The sequence below is a fragment of the Citrobacter sp. Cf118 genome (assembly GCF_030334095.1).
In the GTDB taxonomy this organism is placed as follows: domain Bacteria; phylum Pseudomonadota; class Gammaproteobacteria; order Enterobacterales; family Enterobacteriaceae; genus Citrobacter; species Citrobacter freundii.
The window spans coordinates 1-21817 of record NZ_JAOWES010000055.1 but is presented as its reverse complement, the minus strand read 5'-3'; the positions used below and the strand labels follow the sequence as shown (position 1 = coordinate 21817).

Genomic DNA, 21817 nt, shown 5'->3' with positions numbered 1-21817 from the left:
TGACCTGCCCCCACGATTAGATACAACACTCAGTTAGTAACGTCGGAATCTTCATTCTCAGAATGACCCTTTCTCCAGCCCGCTGCAAATTCAGACGGTGTCTGATAATTCAGCGTGGAGTGCGGGCGGCATTCGTTATAATCCTGCCGCCAGTCATTAATAATTTTCCTGGCATGAACGATATCGCTGAACCAGTGCTCATTCAAACATTCATCGCGAAATCGTCCGTTAAAGCTCTCAATAAATCCGTTCTGCGTTGGCTTGCCCGGCTGGATTAAGCGCAACTCAACACCATGCTCAAAGGCCCATTGATCCAGTGCACGGCAAGTGAACTCCGGCCCCTGGTCAGTTCTTATCGTCGCCGGATAGCCTCGAAACAGTGCAATGCTGTCCAGAATACGCGTGACCTGAACGCCTGAAATCCCAAAGGCAACAGTGACCGTCAGGCATTCCTTTGTGAAATCATCGACGCAGGTAAGACACTTGATCCTGCGACCGGTGGAAAGTGCGTCCATGACGAAATCCATCGACCAGGTCAGATTGGGCGCCGCCGGACGGAGCAGCGGCAGACGTTCTGTTGCCAGCCCTTTACGACGTCTTCTGCGTTTTACGCCCAGGCCACTGAGGTGATAAAGCCGGTACACGCGCTTATGATTAACATGAAGCCCTTCACGGCGCAGCAACTGCCAAATACGACGGTAGCCAAAACGCCTGCGCTCCAGTGCCAGCTCAGTGATGCGCCCTGATAAATGCGCATCAGCAGCCGGACGGTGAGCCTCATAGCGGCAGGTCGACAGGGATAAACCTGTAAGCCTGCAGGCACGACGTTGCGACAGACCGGTCGCATCACACATCAACATCACGGCTTCCCGCTTCTGGTCTGTCGTCAGTACTTTCGCCCAAGAGCCACCTGAAGCGCCTCTTTATCCAGCATGGCTTCGGCAAGCAGCTTCTTGAGTCTGGTGTTCTCTTCCTCAAGCGACTTCAGGCGCTTAACTTCAGGCACCTCCATACCGCCATACTTCTTACGCCAGGTGTAAAACGTGGCATCGGAAATGGCATGCTTGCGGCAGAGTTCACGGGCGGGTACCCCAGCTTCGGCTTCGCGGAGAATACTGATGATCTGTTCGTCGGAAAAACGCTTCTTCATGGGGATGTCCTCATGTGGCTTATGAAGACATTACTAACATCGGGGTGTACTAATCAACGGGGAGCAGGTCAATCACAGAAGGAAAGCAGACAGAGCTGCGCGGCAAAGCAACAAAGGGAGGATATACTGTATGGAAAATGAAATCTGGGCATCCTACCCCAATTTATGTGGCGGATTTAGACAAAGCTGTTAGGGAATGTCTAAAATAGCGAAGCCATAGCATAGAATTTTTAATGGCATTATGATCAGGACATAAAGGACTTCATGCAGGGAAAAAATATCCCAAAAGAAACTGGTCATGTCAGCACACCAAAGGATCCTCGCCGGATCCTTTGGTTTTTCTCAGCCACAATCGCTTAACGTGAGTTTTCGTTCCACTGAGCGTCAGACCCCTATAATAATTCCTTTCAGACAGGTACCGGTTAAGTGTAGCTGAGTCAGACAAAAAAGCCCCCTGACGGGGGGCAAAAATGTAGCAACGTTGTTTCAGGAAAATCTATCAGGGAAAAGGTAACAGCACGGATACTACCGTCGCATTCAGCCTGCATTGATCATGCGGCGGTGCGCTTCGGCCATGGCCTGATGTGGGCCGGATTGCCCGTTATTCATGAATTCATGGGCAACCGCTGCTCTTTCATGCTCATTCATCGCCGCGTAAGACGTTGACGGGACGGTCGTGGATACCGTGTTATTTCCCATCATCTTCTGATGACTTTCCACCATTTTCTGGTGCGCATCCGCCGAGCCGTTCGTCATGGTTTCATGAGCAATAATGGCCTGTTCATGCTGGTCCATACCGGTCATACGAGGAGCAGTCCCCTGGATCCCGACAGGAGCCGCAGCAGACTGCATCTGGTGAGCAGGAGCCTGTGCATTGTTGACGCGATCATGGATATTCACGGTTTCAGTGGCCCAGGCCGATGAAATTAAACCAAAGCCCAGCAAAGATGCTAATACGATATTTTTCATGATAACTCTCCATTTCTGAATTAGTGATGTCCGGGGAAGTACAACCGGTGTTTTCAGTTCCATAACTGAAACAAGTTCGGCAGCGTTTATTTCTCCGGAAGAGGGCTGGATATTCATTTCCTGGCGTACTCTGACGCCGGGTATTGATGAAGCAATCCAGCCTTCCTGATAAGTTGCACTAATTATATCGAATGGCTTCTGTTTGCTGCATGACAGGCTAATGACATCTTTGTCATTTACATCTTTATTTTCAGCATTGGGTTTCCGGGATCATTTTCTCCAGTCTGGGCACGGATAAGATAAAACGCGTGGAGCGTACGTCTGATTCCACCTGCACTCTTCCGTGATGTGCTTCCACGATTGACTTCACAATCGCAAGGCCGATGCCGCTGCCTTCTCCTTTTCGTTGTCTGGATGGATCCACCCGATAAAAACGGTCAAACAGCCTTGATAAATGTTCTTCAGGGATCGGTTTCCCTGGATTTTCAATCACAAGGTCAAAAAAGCTCTCCTGCTTTCTTATTGAGACGGTGATGGCCTGTCCCTCCGGGGTATAACGCAGGGCATTGGATAACAGATTATTGATCGCTCTTCTGAACATTTGTGGATCTCCCTCAACCAGGCAGGGCATCCCGTTAAATTTGAGCGTGATATTGCGTTCTTCGGCCCAGGCTTCGAAAAACTCGAAGACTTTCATGACTTCTGCTCTGAGGTCAAAACGGACCCTGTCAGGTATAAGCTGGTTATTGTCCGCCTGTGCCAGAAACAGCATGTCGCTGACCATTTTGGTCATCCGGTTATACTCTTCAAGACTGGAGTAGAGGACATCCTCAAGTTCCTTCTGGGTTCGATCCTGACTCAGTGCGATTTCAGTCTGCGTCACCAGATTGGTGATGGGCGTTCTGATCTCATGCGCGATATCGGCAGAGAAATTGGCCTGGCGGGTAAAGACGTCCTCAATCTTTCCAATCATATGATTGAACGAGATAACCAGTTGCTCCAGCTCAATGGGAACGCGTGTCGGTTCCAGCCGCGCATCAAGATTCTCGGAGGTGATGTTTTTAATGGCATTGCTGACATTACGAAGGGGCAGGTGCCCCTGACGGACAGCGATGCGAATGATCAGAACAATCAGCAGGCTTATCACGACGGCGATCGCAATCAGATTTTTTTTCAGCGCATCGAGGTAATGGAGATGGAAATTAATGGAGAGGCCAGTCAGCATGACATAATTCTGCTGTTTGCCCTGAAATATCGCCTGGCCAGAGGAGGCGATAATCCGGTATGTTTCCATCTTCATTTCAGACCCGGTATCCATCGGTCTCGCAGGATCCTCCACCGTCCAGAGAAAGACATCCCGTGCGCGGCTGTGCTCGCTAAAATCTGCGGAATTCACGGCCGGGTGTAGTGCCGCCCCCTGCGCTGAACTAAAGAGCACTTCCCCCCTGGGATTGAGGAGCAAAAGGGCAACGTTGCGGTAGCTGGCAATCGACTCCTTTATTTTGCTTACTTTTTTTTCATCCGGATCCACCGGGGACTGCAGTATACGGTTCAGGGTAGTGCTGATTTGTTGAAGATCGCTGACATCCTGCTCGGCAAAATGATTTTCAACAGAATGCAGCATAAACCAGGTGAAGGCGATAAAAGCCAGTATCGTGGACAGGCTGATAAAAAAGGTCAGCCGCAGGGCGAGTGAGAAAGGGCGCCTGGAAGGTTTGCTATGCATCCGGGGCCTCCAGCATATAGCCCACGCCCCGGACAGTCTGGATCAGCTTTGTCCCGTAATCGTTGTCTATTTTAGCGCGGAGTCGCTTTACGGCGACATCAATCGCGTTAGTGTCGCTGTCAAAATTCATGTCCCAGACCTGAGAGGCAATCAGGGAACGGGGAAGAACCTCGCCCTGATGGCGAATGAAAAATTCCAGCAGGCTGAACTCTTTACTGGTGAGCACAATGCGGTTTCCGGCGCGACTGACTTTTCTGGATACGAGATCCATCGAGAGATCAGCCACCCTAAACTGGCTTTCCGTGATCATCGCGTTTCCCCGCCTCAGAAGGGTTCTCACCCGGGCCAGCAGTTCGGCAAACGCAAAGGGTTTAACCAGATAATCGTCCGCACCCAGTTCCAGTCCTTTGACCCTGTGTTCGATCGTGCCGAGGGCCGTCAGTAGTAAGACCGGCATACCCTTTCCGGCAGTGCGCAGCATGCGGATGATATCCCAGCCGTTCACATCAGGCAGCATGATGTCCAGAATGACTAAATCATACTCGGCTGTCATGGCGAGATGATATCCGGTAAGACCATTATCAGCGTGATCCACTACGAACCCTGCCTCTGTAAGCCCTTTGCTGAGATATTCACCTGTTTTAATTTCGTCTTCGACGATCAATATTTTCATCTTGCTCCCCGTCTGGCTGCTAATGTCATTCTATTGCGCACACGATCGTAATCAACGAATTACCGTAAAAATGACAACATTGTCATTATTCTGTCACCCGACAAACAGAGTGCATTCTGTAAAGTAACCCTGGTAATACTCTGAACTTCATTTGAACCATTTACCAGGTCTGCCTGGACGAGAAGCAATATGTTCAAATTAAAACTACTCAGCATCAGCACAATCTTCATTCTGGCTGGTTGTGTCTCTCTGGCGCCTGAATATCAGCGTCCGGCAGCACCGGTACCCCAGCAGTTTTCACTGTCCCGTAACAGCCTGACGCCAGCGGTGAATGGCTATCAGGATACGGGCTGGCGTAACTTTTTTGTCGATCCCCAGGTCACCCGGCTGATTACTGAAGCCCTGACTAATAACCGTGATTTGAGAATGGCTGCACTGAAGGTTGAAGAGGCCCGGGCCCAGTTCAACGTCACGGATGCAGATCGTTATCCCCAGCTGAATGCCTCATCCGGGATCACATACAGCGGTGGTCTGAAAGGTGACAAGCCGACCACACAGGAGTACGACGCAGGTCTGGAGTTCAGTTATGAGCTCGATTTTTTCGGCAAACTTAAGAACATGAGTGATGCTGATCGCCAGAACTACTTTGCCAGCGAAGAAGCCCGTCGGGCCGTACACATCCTGCTGGTATCCAACGTTTCACAAAGCTATTTCAGCCAGCAACTGGCGTACGAACAACTTCGTATTGCGCGGGAAACGCTGAAAAATTATCAACAGTCCTATGCTTTCGTTGAGCAGCAGCTCGTGACCGGGAGTACGAACGTTCTGGCACTTGAACAGGCGCGAGGACAAATCGAAAGTACCCGCGCCGAAATAGCCAAACGAGAAGGCGATCTGGCTCAGGCAAACAATGCCCTGCAACTGGTGCTGGGAACGTACCGCGCACTTCCGTCAGAAAAAGGGATGAAAGGCGGGGAGATAGCCCCAGTAAAATTGCCACCAAATCTGTCTTCACAAATTTTGCTGCAGCGACCGGATATTATGGAAGCGGAATATCAGCTGAAAGCGGCTGATGCCAATATTGGCGCAGCGCGAGCGGCCTTTTTCCCCTCAATTACCCTGACCAGTGGTCTTTCCGCAAGCAGTACGGAGCTGTCCAGCCTGTTTACGTCAGGAAGTGGAATGTGGAATTTTATCCCTAAAATTGAAATTCCTATATTTAATGCTGGCAGGAATAAAGCCAATCTGAAGCTGGCTGAAATTCGCCAGCAACAGTCGGTGGTTAATTACGAACAAAAAATTCAGTCAGCCTTTAAGGATGTTTCCGACACGCTTGCGCTGCGCGACAGCCTTAGCCAGCAACTTGAGTCACAGCAGCGTTATCTTGATTCACTTCAGATAACTCTCCAGCGTGCCAGAGGATTATATTCCAGTGGTGCTGTCAGTTACATTGAAGTGCTGGATGCAGAGCGTTCTCTCTTCGCTACGCAGCAAACCATTCTCGATCTTACCTATTCCCGGCAGGTTAACGAAATTAATCTGTTTACCGCACTGGGTGGCGGTTGGGTAGAGTAAATTTATTTCATTAATCAGGAAATTTAAAATGCGTAATTCACTTAAAGCCGTTTTATTTGGTGCCTTCTCTGTCATGTTTTCTGCCGGTCTTCATGCTGAAACACATCAGCATGGCGATATGAATACTGCCAGTGATGCTTCGGTACAGCAGGTTATCAAGGGCACCGGTATCGTTAAAGAAATTGATATAAATAGTAAAAAGATCACCATTTCGCACGAAGCAATCCCTGCGGTGGGCTGGCCTGCAATGACCATGCGCTTCACTTTTGTTAATGCAGACGACGCTATCAATGCCCTGAAAACCGGCAACCATGTCGATTTCTCGTTTATTCAGCAGGGTAATATTTCTTTACTTAAAAGCATTAACGTGACGCAGTCCTGATTGGCTGTCCGGAGCGATTACATCCTGTGCGCCTGTACATTCACATAGGTATATGTGTGAGTTAACCGTCAGGTGCATATGCCAGGTGTTTTGATTTTTTAGCGGAAAATTGTATGGCTTCTTTAAAGATAAAATATGCTGCAATAATTATCAGCAGCCTCATAGCAGGGGGGCTGATATCGGTTACTGCCTGGCAGTATGTAAACTCAGCACAAAAGACAGAAAAAACAGAACAAAAGGCACCGGAACGAAAGGTGCTTTTCTGGTATGACCCAATGAAACCGGATACCAAATTTGATAAACCCGGAAAATCGCCCTTTATGGATATGGACCTGGTGCCAAAATATGCTGATGACAGTGGCGATAAAAGCAGTGGCGGGATCCGTATCGACCCAACCCAGGTTCAGAATCTGGGATTAAAAACGCAAAAAGTCACGCGAGGAATGCTGAATTATTCTCAGACAATCCCGGCTAATGTCAGCTATAACGAGTATCAGTTTGTTATTGTGCAGGCGCGTTCTGACGGGTTTGTCGAAAAAGTCTACCCCATGACGATTGGCGATCATGTGAAGAAGGGGACGCCACTTATCGATATTACCATTCCGGACTGGGTGGAAGCACAGAGTGAATTCCTTCTGTTATCCAGCACCGGTGGTACTTCCACGCAAATTAAAGGCGTTCTGGAACGGCTTCGCCTGGCAGGTATGCCGGAAGAGGATATTCAGAGACTGCGTTCTACCCGGAGCATTCAGACCCGTTTTACCATTAAAGCACCTATTGATGGTGTCATTACTGCATTTGACCTGCGCACCGGCATGAATATTTCGAAAGATAAGGTGGTGGCTCAGATTCAGGGAATGGACCCGGTCTGGATCAGCGCTGCAGTGCCAGAATCTATCGCCTATCTGCTGAAAGATACGTCGCAGTTTGAAATTTCGGTACCGGCTTATCCGGATAAAACATTCCATGTCGAAAAATGGAATATTCTTCCCAGCGTGGATCAGACAACCCGTACGCTTCAGGTCCGTCTCCAGGTTTCTAATAAGGATGAGTTTCTCAAGCCGGGCATGAATGCCTATCTGAAACTGAATACCAGAAGCCAGGAGATGCTGCTGATACCAAGCCAGGCCGTTATCGATACCGGCAAAGAACAGCGCGTGATTACTGTTGATGATGAAGGCAAGTTTGTGCCGAAACAGATCCACGTTCTGCATGAGTCACAGCAACAGTCCGGCATCGGCTCCGGCCTGAATGAAGGCGATACCGTGGTGGTCAGTGGCCTGTTCCTCATTGACTCTGAAGCCAATATTACGGGCGCACTGGAACGTATGCGCCACCCTGAAAAAACAGAAAGCAGTATGCCAGCAATGTCTGACCAGCCTGTAAATATGCATTCAGGGCACTGAGGAGACGACGATGATTGAATGGATTATCCGGCGCTCTGTCGCCAACCGTTTCCTGGTCATGATGGGGGCCCTGTTTCTCAGCATCTGGGGCACATGGACGATTATTAACACGCCTGTCGATGCCTTGCCTGACCTGTCAGATGTGCAGGTCATTATCAAAACCAGCTATCCCGGCCAGGCCCCGCAGATTGTAGAAAACCAGGTCACCTATCCACTTACCACCACCATGCTGTCCGTGCCTGGCGCAAAAACCGTGCGTGGTTTTTCACAGTTCGGTGATTCGTATGTGTATGTCATTTTTGAAGACGGCACCGATCTGTACTGGGCCCGTTCCCGCGTGCTGGAGTACCTGAACCAGGTACAGGGAAAACTGCCCGCCGGTGTGAGTTCTGAAATCGGTCCGGACGCCACGGGGGTGGGCTGGATATTTGAATATGCCCTTGTCGATCGCAGCGGAAAACACGACCTTTCAGAACTGCGTTCTCTGCAGGACTGGTTCCTGAAATTTGAGCTGAAAACCATCCCGAACGTGGCTGAGGTCGCTTCGGTTGGCGGCGTGGTGAAACAGTACCAGATTCAGGTCAATCCGGTAAAACTGTCTCAGTATGGTATCAGCCTGCCCGAAGTGAAACAGGCCCTTGAATCGTCTAACCAGGAGGCCGGTGGCTCATCCGTTGAAATGGCCGAAGCTGAGTATATGGTCCGTGCCAGCGGTTATCTTCAGAGCATTGATGATTTTAATAACATCGTCCTGAAAACAGGCGAGAACGGCGTGCCGGTTTATCTGCGGGATGTTGCCCGCGTGCAGACCGGGCCTGAAATGCGGCGTGGTATTGCCGAGCTGAACGGCCAGGGCGAAGTCGCTGGCGGCGTGGTGATCCTGCGGTCGGGTAAAAATGCACGCGACGTTATCACGGCAGTGAGGGATAAACTTGAGACGCTGAAGGCCAGCCTGCCGGAAGGCGTTGAAATCGTGACCACCTACGATCGCAGCCAGCTCATCGACCGGGCGATTGATAACCTCAGTTCCAAACTTCTGGAAGAGTTTATCGTGGTGGCCATCGTCTGTGCCCTGTTCCTGTGGCACGTACGTTCTGCCCTGGTGGCGATTATCTCTCTGCCGCTTGGTCTGTGTATCGCCTTTATCGTCATGCACTTCCAGGGACTGAACGCCAATATCATGTCGCTGGGAGGGATAGCGATTGCCGTCGGTGCGATGGTGGATGCCGCCATTGTGATGATTGAGAATGCGCATAAGCGGCTTGAGGAGTGGGATCATCAGCATCCGGGTGAGCAGATTGACAACGCCACCCGCTGGAAGGTGATTACCGATGCCTCCGTTGAAGTGGGACCCGCACTGTTTATCAGCCTGCTGATCATCACCCTGTCCTTTATTCCTATCTTTACCCTGGAAGGTCAGGAAGGACGTCTGTTTGGCCCGCTGGCATTCACGAAAACGTACTCCATGGCGGGCGCGGCCGCGCTGGCCATCATCGTCATTCCGATTCTGATGGGATTCTGGATCCGGGGGAAAATTCCTGCAGAGACCAGTAACCCCCTGAACCGGGTACTGATCAAAGCGTATCATCCATTGCTGTTGCGGGTTCTCCACTGGCCAAAAACAACCCTGCTGGTTGCGGCCTTGTCCATTTTCACCGTTATCTGGCCGCTGAGCCAGGTGGGCGGTGAGTTTCTGCCGAAGATTAACGAGGGCGACCTGTTGTATATGCCGTCGACCCTGCCGGGTGTCTCTCCGGCTGAAGCTGCAGCGCTCCTGCAGACGACGGACAAGTTAATCAAAAGCGTTCCTGAAGTGGCCTCTGTATTTGGCAAGACCGGTAAAGCAGAGACCGCCACGGATTCCGCACCGCTCGAAATGGTTGAAACCACGATCCAGCTCAAACCTGAGGATCAGTGGCGTCCAGGCATGACGATTGACAAGATTATTGAAGAACTCGACAGGACCGTCCGTTTACCGGGGCTGGCAAACCTCTGGGTGCCGCCAATCCGTAACCGTATTGATATGCTCTCAACCGGGATCAAAAGCCCGATAGGTATCAAGGTGTCCGGAACGGTTCTGTCCGATATCGATGCAACGGCGCAGAGTATCGAAGCGGTCGCCAAAACCGTACCCGGCGTAGTGTCTGCTCTCGCAGAGCGACTGGAAGGCGGGCGCTACATTGATGTGGATATCAACCGGGAAAAAGCCTCCCGCTACGGAATGACGGTGGGCGATGTGCAGCTGTTCATCTCATCAGCCATCGGTGGGGCTATGGTGGGTGAGACGGTTGAAGGCGTGGCCCGGTACCCGATTAATATCCGCTATCCGCAGGATTACCGGAACAGCCCGCAGGCCCTGAAACAGATGCCGATCCTGACCCCGATGAAGCAGCAGATCACGCTGGGCGATGTTGCGGATATTAAGGTCGTTTCCGGGCCGACTATGCTGAAAACGGAAAATGCCCGTCCAGCCAGCTGGATTTACATTGACGCGCGCGGCAGGGATATGGTGTCGGTGGTTAATGACATTAAAACGGCGATCAGTCAGAAAGTGAAACTGAGACCGGGTACCAGCGTGTCATTCTCCGGACAGTTTGAACTGCTTGAGCATGCCAACAAGAAACTGAAGCTGATGGTGCCGATGACGGTGATGATCATCTTCATCCTGTTGTATCTGGCATTCCGCCGGGTTGATGAAGCCCTGCTGATCCTGATGAGCCTGCCGTTCGCCCTGGTTGGCGGGATATGGTTCCTGTACTGGCAGGGCTTCCATATGTCTGTCGCAACCGGAACGGGGTTTATCGCTCTGGCCGGGGTGGCAGCAGAGTTTGGCGTGGTCATGCTGATGTATCTGCGTCATGCCATTGAAGCGCACCCGGAATTGTCCCGTAAAGAGACGTTCACACCGGAAGGCCTTGATGAAGCCCTCTATCATGGTGCCGTACTGCGTGTCCGGCCGAAAGCCATGACCGTGGCGGTGATCATTGCGGGTCTGCTGCCAATACTCTGGGGAACCGGTGCAGGTTCAGAAGTCATGAGCCGTATCGCGGCACCCATGATTGGTGGGATGATCACGGCTCCGCTGCTGTCCCTGTTCATTATTCCTGCCGCCTACAAATTAATCTGGCTGCGCAGACATAAAAAAAGCGTGTCCTGAACCTGAAAGGGCACCCCCTGTGGGTGTCCTTCTTTACTGATTCACCCTGACGTCAGGGTTTAAATCGATAATATACAGAGGTGAGTATGAAAAAAGTGGTTCTGATGGCGCTGGCTCTCGGCCTTTCACTGCCCGCGATGGCGAGTGAAAAAGTGATTGATATGTACAAATCTGAAAACTGTGGCTGTTGTTCCCTGTGGGGCAAGGCGATGGAAAAAGACGGGTTTGAAGTACGAACTCACGTCATGAATGATCAGGCGCTGTCAGCCCTGAAAGAAAAGCATGCTGTTCCTGCAGGACTGCGAAGTTGTCATACCGCGGTTGCCGGTAATTTGATCATTGAAGGCCATGTGCCTGCGACAACGATACATAAGGCAATGCAGTCTGGTTCAGGTATATACGGTCTCGCCACCCCCGGTATGCCAGCAGGAAGTCCTGGAATGGAGATGGGAGCCCGAAAAGAGGCTTACGATGTTATCGCATTCTCACCGGATGGAAGTAAAAAAGTCTTCCAGCGAATCGAATAGTCAGCGGAACGGCTGATAACGGGACGCCGGCAGCAGGCACTCTTATGCCGGCGGCATTCGTGGTAATCGCATCCATGACATACCCTGAAGACAGAAGATGCTTCGGTATGCATAAGGAGAGTTACTGTGAAAAATGACAATGCAGTGCAACACAACAACCAGACTGCTTCTGAGCAGACATTATCCCCGGACGAGGGCCACGTATTGCATAAGGTGAGAGATCCCGTGTGCGGGATGGACATCCTGCCCGACAGGGCGCACAGCAGCATTCGATACCAGGACCATCAACTTTATTTCTGCTCCGCCAGCTGTGAGAGTAAATTTAAAGCCCATCCCGATCGTTATCTTACCGAAGATGCCAGTGAACATTCCCATCACCATCACCATCACCACGATCATCACGAAGTCAGCCCTGATCAGATAAAACAGCCTCACCACCAGGCGGAGAAAGAGAATTCTGAAGGTGTGTGGACATGTCCGATGCACCCGGAGATACGCCGCAGTGGTCCCGGAAGCTGTCCTGTCTGTGGAATGGCACTGGAGCCGCTCGTAGCTACGGCATCCACGGGGCCAAGTGATGAACTTCGCGACATGACAAGACGCTTCTGGCTGGGGTTGTTGCTGGCGTTTCCGGTTCTGGTACTCGAAATGGGATCTCATCTGTTTCCCGCCTTGAGGAATACAGTACCGCCACAGCACAACACATGGCTGCAGCTGCTTCTGGCCTCTCCTGTCGTGTTGTGGTGTGGCTGGCCATTCTTCGCCCGGGCCGGAATGTCGTTACGTAACCGCTCCCTGAATATGTTTACCCTTGTTGCAATGGGCACCGGCGTAGCCTGGGTGTACAGCGTCATTGCAACCGTCTTCCCCTCCTGGTTTCCTGCATCGTTCAGAAACATGGATGGCCTGGTGGCCGTTTATTTTGAAGCCGCAGCAGTTATTACGGTGCTTGTTCTGCTGGGACAGGTTCTTGAGCTGCGGGCACGGGAACAAACCTCAGGTGCCATTACTGCACTACTGAATCTTGCCCCCAAAACCGCCAGGCGGCTGGATCATGACGGTCATGAAACGGATATTAATGCGGAAGATGTTCTGCCTGGCGATAAGCTCCGCATCAGACCAGGAGAGAGTATTCCGGTCGACGGTATTGTGATCGAAGGCAAAACAACCGTTGATGAATCGATGGTGACCGGGGAATCTATGCCGGTTACCAAAACGGAGGGTGACCCTGTCATCGGGGGGACCATTAATCAGACAGGGAGTCTCATCATCCGTGCAGAGAAAGTCGGTGATGAAACAATGCTCTCACGAATTGTTCAGATGGTCGCTGATGCACAGCGTTCGCGTGCCCCCATCCAGAGAATGGCTGACAGCGTTTCAGGCTGGTTTGTTCCTCTGGTGATACTTATCGCGGTTGTTGCTTTCGTGATCTGGTCTGTCTGGGGGCCCGAGCCCAGGATGGCGCACGGTCTCATTGCGGCTGTGTCGGTCCTGATTATTGCCTGTCCCTGCGCGCTGGGGCTGGCCACGCCGATGTCGATAATGGTGGGGGTGGGCAAAGGAGCCCAGGCCGGGGTGTTAATCAGGAATGCCGAAGCCCTTGAGCGTCTTGAAAAAGTGGACACGCTGGTTGTCGACAAAACAGGCACGCTCACGGAAGGTTCGCCTACGGTGACAGGGATTATCAGTCTCAATCCGGGTGGGGAAACATCTCTTTTGCGTGTAACAGCCGCAGTGGAAAAAGGCTCGCAGCATCCGCTGGGTATGGCAGTAGTTAAAGCAGCACAGGAAAAGGGGATCGCAATACCCGCAGTCACTCATTTCGATGCACCGTCGGGTAAAGGTGTCTCAGGCGATGTCGAAGGTCAACGGGTTGTTATTGGTAATGAACTGGCTATGCAGGAAAACAGTATCGTTATTGATAATCAAAAGGCCGTTGCGGATACGTTGCGGATGGAAGGCGCTACCGTTATCTATGTGGCCACAGACGGGGACCTTGCAGGCCTGATAGCTATCTCGGATCCCGTGAAAACAACCACGCCGGATGCGCTTAAAGCTTTGCGTCAGGCGGGGATCCGCATTGTTATGCTCACCGGGGATAACCAGCTTACTGCTGAAGCAGTCGCACGGAAACTGGGAATAGATGAGGTTGAAGCCGGAATTCTGCCGGATGGCAAAAAAGCAGTGATAACCCGACTGAAAGAGTCTGGCCATGTGGTTGCGATGGCCGGAGACGGTGTGAATGATGCCCCGGCGCTGGCAGCGGCTGACGTGGGTATAGCCATGGGAACGGGTACAGATGTGGCAATTGAAAGTGCCGGAGTCACCCTTCTCAAAGGCGACTTGATGATACTGAACAGGGCCCGTCATCTGTCAGAGATCACCATGAAAAATATCCGTCAGAATCTGTTTTTTGCATTTATCTACAACGCACTTGGCGTGCCTGTGGCTGCAGGTCTGCTTTATCCTGTGTATGGAATACTGCTGTCGCCAGTTATTGCGGCGGCGGCCATGGCTCTTTCCTCCGTCAGCGTCATTGTGAATGCGTTGCGTCTGAAAAGTGTCAGGCTCGGGAAATAACACTGAGTGAAGGGTCAGTTACGAACAGAAGGAGTCCAGTATGAAAAGTACCACCTATGCGCTTATTGCTGTCGCCGCGACCGCGGCATTTGCCCTCCTGCGCGAACACTGGTCACATGTGGCAGGTTACTGGCCATATCTGTTATTGCTGGTCTGCCCGCTAATGCATCTTTTCCACGGCCACGGAGGGCATGGAGATCATCAACATCACGGAAGTGAAAACGATAAAAAAAATTAATCCGGCAGACGGGGCCGCGTCGCGGTCCCGTTATCAGTCCAGGTATCGTTCGTAGTCTCTGGCATGCGCAAAGGCATGCTGTTCGAGTTTGTTATCAGCGGGTGCCGCTGCCCGGAACGCCAGAGAGTTAACAGGGTTGTTATTGATGACCAGCTCGTAATGCAGATGAGGACCGGATGAACGTCCGCTGTTACCGGATAACGCAATAGCACCTCCCCGTGTAACCCTGGCCCCTTTAGTAACGAGTATTTTATTGAGGTGGAGATAGCGAGTTTTAACACCGGCTTTTCCCGTTACTTCAACAAAATATCCCATGGTACTGTTGTATTCGGCCCGGGTGATTTTTCCGTCGATGACGCTGACTATTTTCGTGTTCATGGGCATGGAATAATCAATGCCATTATGGGGACTCACTTTTCCCGATACCGGGTTAAGTCTTGCAGGATTGAAAGGCGAACTGAGTCTTGCTGTGGCCGGTAACGGATAATCGAGACTGCCTTTCCCGGAAGTATCGGAAAGGTTATAGAACTTTTTATCTGATATACGATACGCCGTGTAATTAAATGAACCGGACGTAAATTTATAGGCCACGACACGTGATTTTCCCGCTTTCTTTTGCAGTACGAGTTTTAATGATTCATTTTTTTTCAAATGCCGCAGATTAAACCGGGAAGGCAAGGAGCGCTGAAGAGTAGCGATCTCGTTCGATTCCAGCCCCGAGCGGGTGGCTGAAAGGTAGGCATTTTCTTTTACGACATCGGTAGAATACATTTACTGGAATTCGCCGTTAGCATGAACACTGCGGCGTATGCTAGGGGTTTTCAGGAGGCGTGTCATCTGTCAGTTAATCGGGAGCACCGTTGATGGTCGTCATTTTTGTAACATATCTTGTTTCCCGTTTGCTCCTGAAGCTCTGGGAACTGTATGACCAGCCCGACGGTGATGATTAACGGGACTGAAACAGGTTACGGCAGAGCAATATGGGGCTCATGTCCTGTTACGTAACCCGTCAGTAAAGCCCTGCTGCGCACCTGACGCTAAGCACTAACCCGCCTGCAGTTACCTGGTCGAATACAGCCCGCGAAGCTTTCTTGCCTGCGTCTGATGTGCTTCCGCACCGGCATTATTGACCTGCTCATGCACGAGAGCGGCTTTTTCTCCGGCATTCAGTTCGTTAAAAGAAGAAGACGAGGTCTTTGAATTTGCATCACTGCCGGACAGCATTTTTTTATGTTCCTCAATCATTTTCTGATGCGCATAGGACGCGCTGTTGTTCATAAATGAATGAGCAACAATGGCCCTTTCATGTTCATTCATTTCAGAGAATGAGGGCGTGTTGTTTTTATTAACCCTGTCCGGTAAGTTTTCATGCGTCGAGGAATTCACATGACTGACGGCTGAGGCATTATTAACAAATCGATGTGCTTCATGGGCAATATCACTGGACTGAGCAAAAGCTGCCCCACAAAATAAAGCTGTAAACGCAGTGGTCGTGATTAATATATTCATGTGTAATTACCTTCTGAGGTACATAAAAGATGTCCTTATGATCATATATAAAAATAATCAACCTGTGGGGAAGATGACGTAAATGTAATACAGCTATGTACATTACACGATTGTAATGAATTTGTTTCTTAAGGTGTGCTAGATTCATTTCATTGTAAGTGGATGAACCAGTAATTTAATTTAAATCGGTTCTCGAATTCTGTCAGTAACCATACTTTAAATAAGGGAATGCGCATGCTGTTGAAAACGTCTCGACGAACTTTCCTGAAGGGGTTAACCCTCTCTGGCGTAGCCGGAAGTCTTGGCGTATGGAGTTTCAATGCGCGTTCCAGTCTGAGCCTGCCAGTTGCCGCATCCCTGCAGGGTACTCAGTTTGACCTGACCATTGGTGAAACGGCCGTCAATATCACGGGCAGTGAGCGTCAGGCCAAAACAATCAATGGAGGCCTGCCGGGGCCCGTTCTTCGCTGGAAAGAAGGTGACACCATTACCCTGAAGGTCAAAAACCGTCTTAATGAACAGACGTCCATTCACTGGCACGGCATTATTCTTCCGGCCAATATGGATGGTGTTCCGGGGCTGAGTTTTATGGGCATAGAGCCTGATGATACCTACGTTTACACCTTTAAGGTTAAGCAGAACGGGACTTACTGGTACCACAGCCATTCCGGTCTGCAGGAACAGGAGGGGGTATACGGTGCCATTATCATCGATGCCAGGGAGCCAGAACCGTTTGCTTACGATCGTGAGCATGTGGTCATGTTGTCTGACTGGACCGATGAAAATCCTCACAGCCTGCTGAAAAAATTAAAAAAACAGTCGGATTACTACAATTTCAATAAACCAACCGTTGGCTCTTTTTTCCGCGACGTGAATACCAGGGGGCTGTCAGCCACCATTGCCGATCGGAAAATGTGGGCTGAAATGAAAATGAATCCGACTGACCTCGCGGATGTCAGTGGCTACACCTACACCTATCTCATGAACGGGCAGGCCCCGCTGAAAAACTGGACCGGACTGTTCCGTCCCGGTGAAAAGATACGCTTACGGTTTATCAACGGATCGGCAATGACCTATTTCGATATCCGTATCCCCGGGCTGAAAATGACGGTCGTGGCTGCAGATGGCCAGTATGTAAACCCGGTTACCGTTGACGAATTCAGGATTGCCGTTGCCGAAACCTATGATGTCATTGTGGAGCCTCAGGGTGAGGCCTATACCATCTTCGCACAATCCATGGACAGGACCGGTTACGCTCGAGGGACACTGGCCACGAGAGAGGGGTTAAGTGCTGCCGTTCCCCCCCTCGATCCCCGTCCTCTGTTGACCATGGAAGATATGGGTATGGGGGGAATGGGACATGATATGGCAGGAATGGACCACAGCCAGATGGGAGGCATGGATAACAGCGGAGAGATGATGTCTATGGACGGTGCTGACCTTCCGGATAGCGGGACATCCTCCGCGCCCATGGATCACAGCAGCATGGCCGGTATGGATCATTCCCGGATGGCCGGAATGCCGGGTATGCAAAGTCATCCTGCGTCAGAAACGGATAACCCACTGGTTGATATGCAGGCGATGAGCGTCTCTCCGAAATTAAATGATCCGGGTATTGGTCTTCGAAATAACGGAAGAAAGGTTCTCACGTACGCGGATTTGAAAAGCCGCTTTGAGGATCCTGACGGACGTGAACCTGGCCGTACCATAGAACTGCATTTAACCGGCCACATGGAAAAGTTTGCCTGGTCATTTAACGGAATCAAGTTTTCAGATGCCGCACCGGTGCTGCTGAAATACGGTGAGCGGCTCAGGATCACGCTGATCAACGATACCATGATGACTCACCCCATTCACCTGCATGGTATGTGGAGCGATCTGGAAGATGAAAACGGTAATTTCATGGTTCGTAAACACACAATAGATGTTCCCCCTGGTACAAAACGCAGTTACAGAGTGACAGCAGATGCGCTTGGCCGCTGGGCGTATCACTGCCATTTGCTCTATCACATGGAAATGGGAATGTTTCGTGAAGTCCGGGTGGAGGAATGATGCGAATGAAGAGAAATTTGAAGGCCATACCTGTTCTGGTCGCCGGTTTCTTTACCTCACAGCTTTCTATTGCGGCGGGCTCCGTCTCTGCAGATCCCCACGCCGGGCACGACATGTCTGCCATGCAGATGCCAGCAGATGAGAATTTCACTGAGATGACGTCAATGGAGCCCATTGTAACTGAGAGCAGAACGCCAATTCCGCCTGTTACCGATGCCGACCGGAAGGCTGCATTCGGCAATTTACAGGGGCATGCGATTCACGACAGTGCGATTAATTATCTGGTTCTGCTGGATCAACTGGAATGGCAACGGTCGGATAACACCAACAATTTCAGCTGGAGTGTTAACAGCTGGATTGGAGGCGACACAGATCGGATTTGGCTAAAGAGTGAAGGTGAACGAAGCAATGGGGAAACGGAGGCGGCTGAAGCGCAGTTACTCTGGGGACATGCGGTTGGCCCATGGTGGGATTTGGTTGCGGGTGTCAGGCAGGATTTCAGACCTGCTTCTGCCCGGACCTGGGCTGCTGTCGGTTTTCAGGGGCTGGCACTCTATAATTTTGAGTCTGAAATTACGGGTTTTGTCAGTAATGGCGGAAAAGCAGCCCTTCGTCTGGGAGGAGAATACGACGTTTTACTGACTAACCGGCTCATACTCCAGCCATCCTATGAGGTGAATTTCTACAGTCAGGATGATGAATCGCGGGGTCGCGGCAGGGGACTGACTGACACAGAGCTGGGGCTCCGGCTGCGCTATGAAATACGCCGTGAGTTTGCACCCTATATAGGCGTTTCCTGGAATCAACTTTACGGGAAAACATCCGATATGGCGAAAAGAGAAGGTGAGAAAGACCATCAGGTAGTATTCCTGGCGGGAGCCAGAATCTGGTTTTAACGCACTGATATAAAACACTCAACTAAACAGGTAAATAAAATGTCGATTTTAAATAAAGCCATTCTTACAGGTGGCCTCGTTATGGGCGTTGCTTTCTCTGCTATGGCCCATCCGGAATTAAAAAGCTCTGTGCCACAGGCTGATTCAGCCGTAGCGGCCCCGGAAAAGATTCAGCTTAATTTCTCGGAAAATCTGACCGTGAAATTCTCAGGTGCAAAATTAACGATGACGGGTATGAAAGGCATGTCATCACATTCTCCGATGCCGGTCGCGGCAAAAGTGGCGCCAGGCGCTGACCCTAAATCGATGGTCATTATTCCGCGAGAGCCTTTACCCGCTGGCACTTATCGTGTTGACTGGCGCGCGGTTTCTTCAGATACGCACCCTATTACCGGTAATTACACCTTTACAGTGAAGTAATATTATGAACGACCTGATTATGATTGTTATTCGTTTTCTTCTTTATCTGGATTTGATGGTAATATTTGGATTGCCATTTTTTCAGATATATGGAATAAGTGGTGTCAGACATGAAACCTATAACCTGACTAATTTCAGGTCGTTTATAACCTTTGCTGTTGTTACAGGCATCATTCTTACTGGCATTAATATGCTCCTGGTATCTAATGCCATGAGTGGAGTAACTGACCTCAGAGAATTATCCATCCATGTTATCGAGATGGTGATAGAAGAAACTGATGTGGGTATTAGCTGGATTGTCAGGCTCTGTGCCCTGTTTACCACACTCGGTGCTTTGTTCCTTTACACTAATAAGAGAGTATTGTCCTGCCTGCTGATGACGATGAGTGGGGGCGTGGCGCTGGCTACACTTGCCTGGGGAGGACACGCCGTTATGCATGACGGTCTGCATTACTATCTCCATTTACTGAGCGATCTGACCCATCTCGGCGCTGCAGGTGCCTGGACAGGTGCTCTGGTTGCATTTGCTATCCTGCTGATGCGCAGAAACGAGCATAATGCACAGAGCGTCATTGTGATATCTGACTCCCTGGCAAAATTTGCCACGGCAGGAACGGTGATTGTTGTAGCCCTGATCCTGAGTGCGCTGGTCAACTATCTGTATATTGCTGAGGGTAACTTAACTCCCTTATTCAACAGTTCCTGGGGGAGGATATTGCTTGCCAAGACGGCTCTGTTTGTTCTGATGCTTCTTCTGGCTGCAGCAAACCGGTTTCACCTGGGGCCCCGGCTTGAAGTTATGGTCAGGGAAGGGAATTATGATCGCAGCGTTGCCCTGATGCGAAACAGCATCCTGACAGAATTCGTTGTTGCGATTATCATTCTGGGCGCCGTAGCGTGGCTCGGAATGCTTGCTCCGTCTCAGGTCAGCTAGGGGACAGCCAAAGCTCATGCGTGAGATTTTTACTTTCATATCAGCGAGTTGACCATGCAGCGTATTTTAATCGTTGAAGACGAACAAAAAACAGGTCGTTACCTGCAGCAGGGACTGGTTGAGGAAGGCTATCAGGCCGATCTCTTTAATAATGGCCGCGATGGTCTCGGGGCCGCGTCGAAGGGACAGTATGATTTGATAATACTGGACGTGATGCTGCCTTTCCTCGACGGGTGGCAAATCATCAGCGCACTGAGGGAGTCCGGGCACGAAGAACCGGTCCTGTTTTTAACCGCAAAGGACAACGTGCGGGACAAAGTGAAAGGACTGGAGCTTGGCGCAGATGACTACCTGATTAAGCCCTTTGATTTTACGGAGCTGGTTGCACGTGTAAGAACCCTACTGCGCCGGGCACGCTCGCAGGCCGCAACAGTCTGCACCATCGCCGATATGACCGTTGATATGGTGCGCCGGACCGTGATCCGTTCGGGGAAGAAGATCCATCTCACCGGTAAAGAATACGTTCTGCTTGAGTTGCTGCTGCAACGCACCGGAGAAGTGTTACCCAGGAGTCTTATCTCGTCCCTGGTCTGGAACATGAATTTTGACAGTGATACGAATGTGATTGATGTCGCGGTGAGACGTCTGAGAAGTAAAATTGATGATGACTTTGAGCCAAAACTGATCCATACCGTTCGCGGTGCCGGATATGTCCTGGAGATCAGAGAAGAGTGAGGTTCAAAATTTCCCTGACCACACGCCTGAGCCTGATTTTTTCTGCGGTGATGCTTACGGTATGGTGGTTATCAAGTTTTATCCTGATTAGCACCCTTAATGGCTATTTCGATAATCAGGACCGCGATTTTCTGACAGGTAAACTTCAGCTCACCGAAGAGTTTCTTAAAACAGAGACGTTCCGGAACAAAACGGATATTAAGTCATTATCAGAAAAAATAAACGATGCGATGGTAGGGCACAATGGTTTATTCATTTCTATAAAAAACATGGAAAATGAAAAAATTGTTGAACTCTATGCCAAAAATTCTGTTGTTCCAGCGGTCCTGCTTAATAAGTCGGGTGATATTCTCGACTATATGATCCAGACGGAAGAAAATAACACCGTGTACCGCAGTATCTCGCGGCGGGTTGCCGTGACGCCGGAACAGGGTAAAAGCAAACATGTCATCATTACGGTTGCCACGGATACTGGGTATCACACCCTGTTTATGGACAAACTCAGTACCTGGCTGTTCTGGTTCAATATCGGTCTGGTCTTTATTTCTGTTTTTCTGGGCTGGCTGACCACACGTATTGGTCTGAAACCGTTACGGGAAATGACCAGTCTGGCTTCCTCCATGACTGTACACAGCCTGGATCAGCGTCTAAATCCCGATCTGGCTCCGCCGGAAATCTCTGAGACCATGCAGGAGTTCAATAATATGTTTGATCGCCTGGAGGGGGCATTCCGGAAACTGTCAGATTTCTCGTCTGACATCGCGCATGAGCTGCGCACACCAGTCAGTAATCTGATGATGCAGACGCAGTTTGCACTGGCTAAGGAAAGGGATGTTTCGCATTACCGCGAAATTTTATTCGCTAACCTGGAAGAACTGAAAAGGTTGT

18 protein-coding genes and 1 pseudogene are annotated in these 21817 nt (G+C 50.6%); 13 read left to right on the top strand and 6 right to left on the bottom strand.

Going from position 1 to position 21817, the window contains the following annotated elements; all coding sequences use genetic code 11:
• Nucleotides 1–29: 29 nt before the first annotated feature.
• The 4 genes from OGX67_RS02050 to silR form a co-directional block, all read right to left on the bottom strand.
• A protein-coding gene (locus OGX67_RS02050) for an IS3-like element ISSen4 family transposase (RefSeq protein ID WP_085950818.1) occupies nucleotides 30–1150 on the bottom strand; the annotation gives its coding sequence in 2 pieces (ribosomal slippage) (nucleotides 30–892 and nucleotides 892–1150; 1122 coding nt in all).
• Nucleotides 1151–1687: 537 nt separating this feature from the next.
• A complete protein-coding gene (silE, locus tag OGX67_RS02045; RefSeq protein ID WP_000790483.1) occupies nucleotides 1688–2119 on the bottom strand; it encodes a silver-binding protein SilE in 432 nt (143 codons plus the stop codon).
• Between the two features lie 250 nt (nucleotides 2120–2369).
• Nucleotides 2370–3845: a copper/silver sensor histidine kinase SilS gene (gene silS / locus OGX67_RS02040; protein WP_032433718.1), complete on the bottom strand. Its 1476-nt coding sequence runs from the start codon at nucleotides 3843–3845 to the stop codon at nucleotides 2370–2372.
• Nucleotides 3838–4518, bottom strand: a complete 681-nt coding sequence (gene silR / locus OGX67_RS02035; RefSeq protein WP_038633715.1) for a copper/silver response regulator transcription factor SilR — start codon at nucleotides 4516–4518, stop codon at nucleotides 3838–3840. Before silR ends, silS begins: the two co-directional genes overlap by 8 nt.
• A 189-nt stretch (nucleotides 4519–4707) precedes the next feature.
• Between silR and silC the strand changes: the two genes are divergently transcribed.
• The 7 genes from silC (at nucleotide 4708) to OGX67_RS02000 (ending at nucleotide 14383) form a co-directional block, all read left to right on the top strand.
• Complete coding sequence (silC, locus tag OGX67_RS02030; RefSeq protein ID WP_038633711.1) at nucleotides 4708–6093, top strand: Cu(+)/Ag(+) efflux RND transporter outer membrane channel SilC; 1386 nt, start codon at nucleotides 4708–4710, stop codon at nucleotides 6091–6093.
• 28 nt (nucleotides 6094–6121) lie between these two features.
• Nucleotides 6122–6475 carry a cation efflux system protein CusF gene (cusF, locus tag OGX67_RS02025; RefSeq protein ID WP_043016711.1) on the top strand — a complete coding sequence of 118 codons (354 nt, stop codon included), beginning with the start codon at nucleotides 6122–6124 and terminating at the stop codon, nucleotides 6473–6475.
• A gap of 113 nt (nucleotides 6476–6588) precedes the next feature.
• Nucleotides 6589–7881, top strand: a complete 1293-nt coding sequence (gene silB / locus OGX67_RS02020) for a Cu(+)/Ag(+) efflux RND transporter periplasmic adaptor subunit SilB (RefSeq protein ID WP_000157620.1) — start codon at nucleotides 6589–6591, stop codon at nucleotides 7879–7881.
• Between the two features lie 10 nt (nucleotides 7882–7891).
• On the top strand, nucleotides 7892–11038 hold the full coding sequence (gene silA / locus OGX67_RS02015) for a Cu(+)/Ag(+) efflux RND transporter permease subunit SilA (protein ID WP_032620969.1): 3147 nt from the start codon (nucleotides 7892–7894) through the stop codon (nucleotides 11036–11038).
• Between the two features lie 86 nt (nucleotides 11039–11124).
• Nucleotides 11125–11565, top strand: coding sequence for a DUF411 domain-containing protein (locus OGX67_RS02010; RefSeq protein ID WP_008322815.1), 441 nt, complete (start codon nucleotides 11125–11127; stop codon nucleotides 11563–11565).
• Between the two features lie 126 nt (nucleotides 11566–11691).
• On the top strand, nucleotides 11692–14145 hold the full coding sequence (silP, locus tag OGX67_RS02005; RefSeq protein ID WP_038633697.1) for an Ag(+)-translocating P-type ATPase SilP: 2454 nt from the start codon (nucleotides 11692–11694) through the stop codon (nucleotides 14143–14145).
• Nucleotides 14146–14185: 40 nt separating this feature from the next.
• Entirely contained in the window at nucleotides 14186–14383 is a 198-nt protein-coding gene (locus OGX67_RS02000; RefSeq protein ID WP_043016712.1) for a DUF2933 domain-containing protein, read from the top strand.
• Between the two features lie 33 nt (nucleotides 14384–14416).
• On the opposite strand, the gene OGX67_RS01995 is transcribed toward OGX67_RS02000, so the two are convergent.
• Both OGX67_RS01995 and OGX67_RS01990 read right to left on the bottom strand, forming a co-directional pair.
• The gene (locus OGX67_RS01995) at nucleotides 14417–15154 is read right to left on the bottom strand and encodes a peptidoglycan DD-metalloendopeptidase family protein (protein ID WP_000287501.1); all 738 of its coding nucleotides are present in this window, start codon (nucleotides 15152–15154) and stop codon (nucleotides 14417–14419) included.
• Between the two features lie 288 nt (nucleotides 15155–15442).
• A complete protein-coding gene (locus OGX67_RS01990; RefSeq protein WP_001023257.1) occupies nucleotides 15443–15892 on the bottom strand; it encodes a PcoE/SilE family metal-binding protein in 450 nt (149 codons plus the stop codon).
• A 234-nt stretch (nucleotides 15893–16126) separates the two neighbouring features.
• Here OGX67_RS01990 and pcoA point away from each other — a divergent pair, with 234 nt between their 5' ends.
• The 6 genes and pseudogenes from pcoA to pcoS form a co-directional block, all read left to right on the top strand.
• A complete protein-coding gene (gene pcoA, locus OGX67_RS01985; protein ID WP_000925242.1) occupies nucleotides 16127–17944 on the top strand; it encodes a multicopper oxidase PcoA in 1818 nt (605 codons plus the stop codon).
• A gap of 5 nt (nucleotides 17945–17949) precedes the next feature.
• Nucleotides 17950–18840 carry a copper resistance outer membrane transporter PcoB gene (pcoB, locus tag OGX67_RS01980; RefSeq protein WP_171861965.1) on the top strand — a complete coding sequence of 297 codons (891 nt, stop codon included), beginning with the start codon at nucleotides 17950–17952 and terminating at the stop codon, nucleotides 18838–18840.
• A gap of 39 nt (nucleotides 18841–18879) precedes the next feature.
• The gene (gene pcoC, locus OGX67_RS01975; protein ID WP_000025662.1) at nucleotides 18880–19260 is read left to right on the top strand and encodes a copper resistance system metallochaperone PcoC; all 381 of its coding nucleotides are present in this window, start codon (nucleotides 18880–18882) and stop codon (nucleotides 19258–19260) included.
• A 55-nt stretch (nucleotides 19261–19315) separates the two neighbouring features.
• A complete protein-coding gene (pcoD, locus tag OGX67_RS01970; RefSeq protein WP_229692861.1) occupies nucleotides 19316–20194 on the top strand; it encodes a copper resistance inner membrane protein PcoD in 879 nt (292 codons plus the stop codon).
• Between the two features lie 54 nt (nucleotides 20195–20248).
• Complete coding sequence (gene pcoR / locus OGX67_RS01965) at nucleotides 20249–20929, top strand: copper response regulator transcription factor PcoR (RefSeq protein WP_001188930.1); 681 nt, start codon at nucleotides 20249–20251, stop codon at nucleotides 20927–20929.
• Nucleotides 20926–21817: pseudogene (gene pcoS / locus OGX67_RS01960) on the top strand (copper resistance membrane spanning protein PcoS); the annotation flags it as partial. The gene pcoR and the pseudogene pcoS, both read left to right, overlap by 4 nt.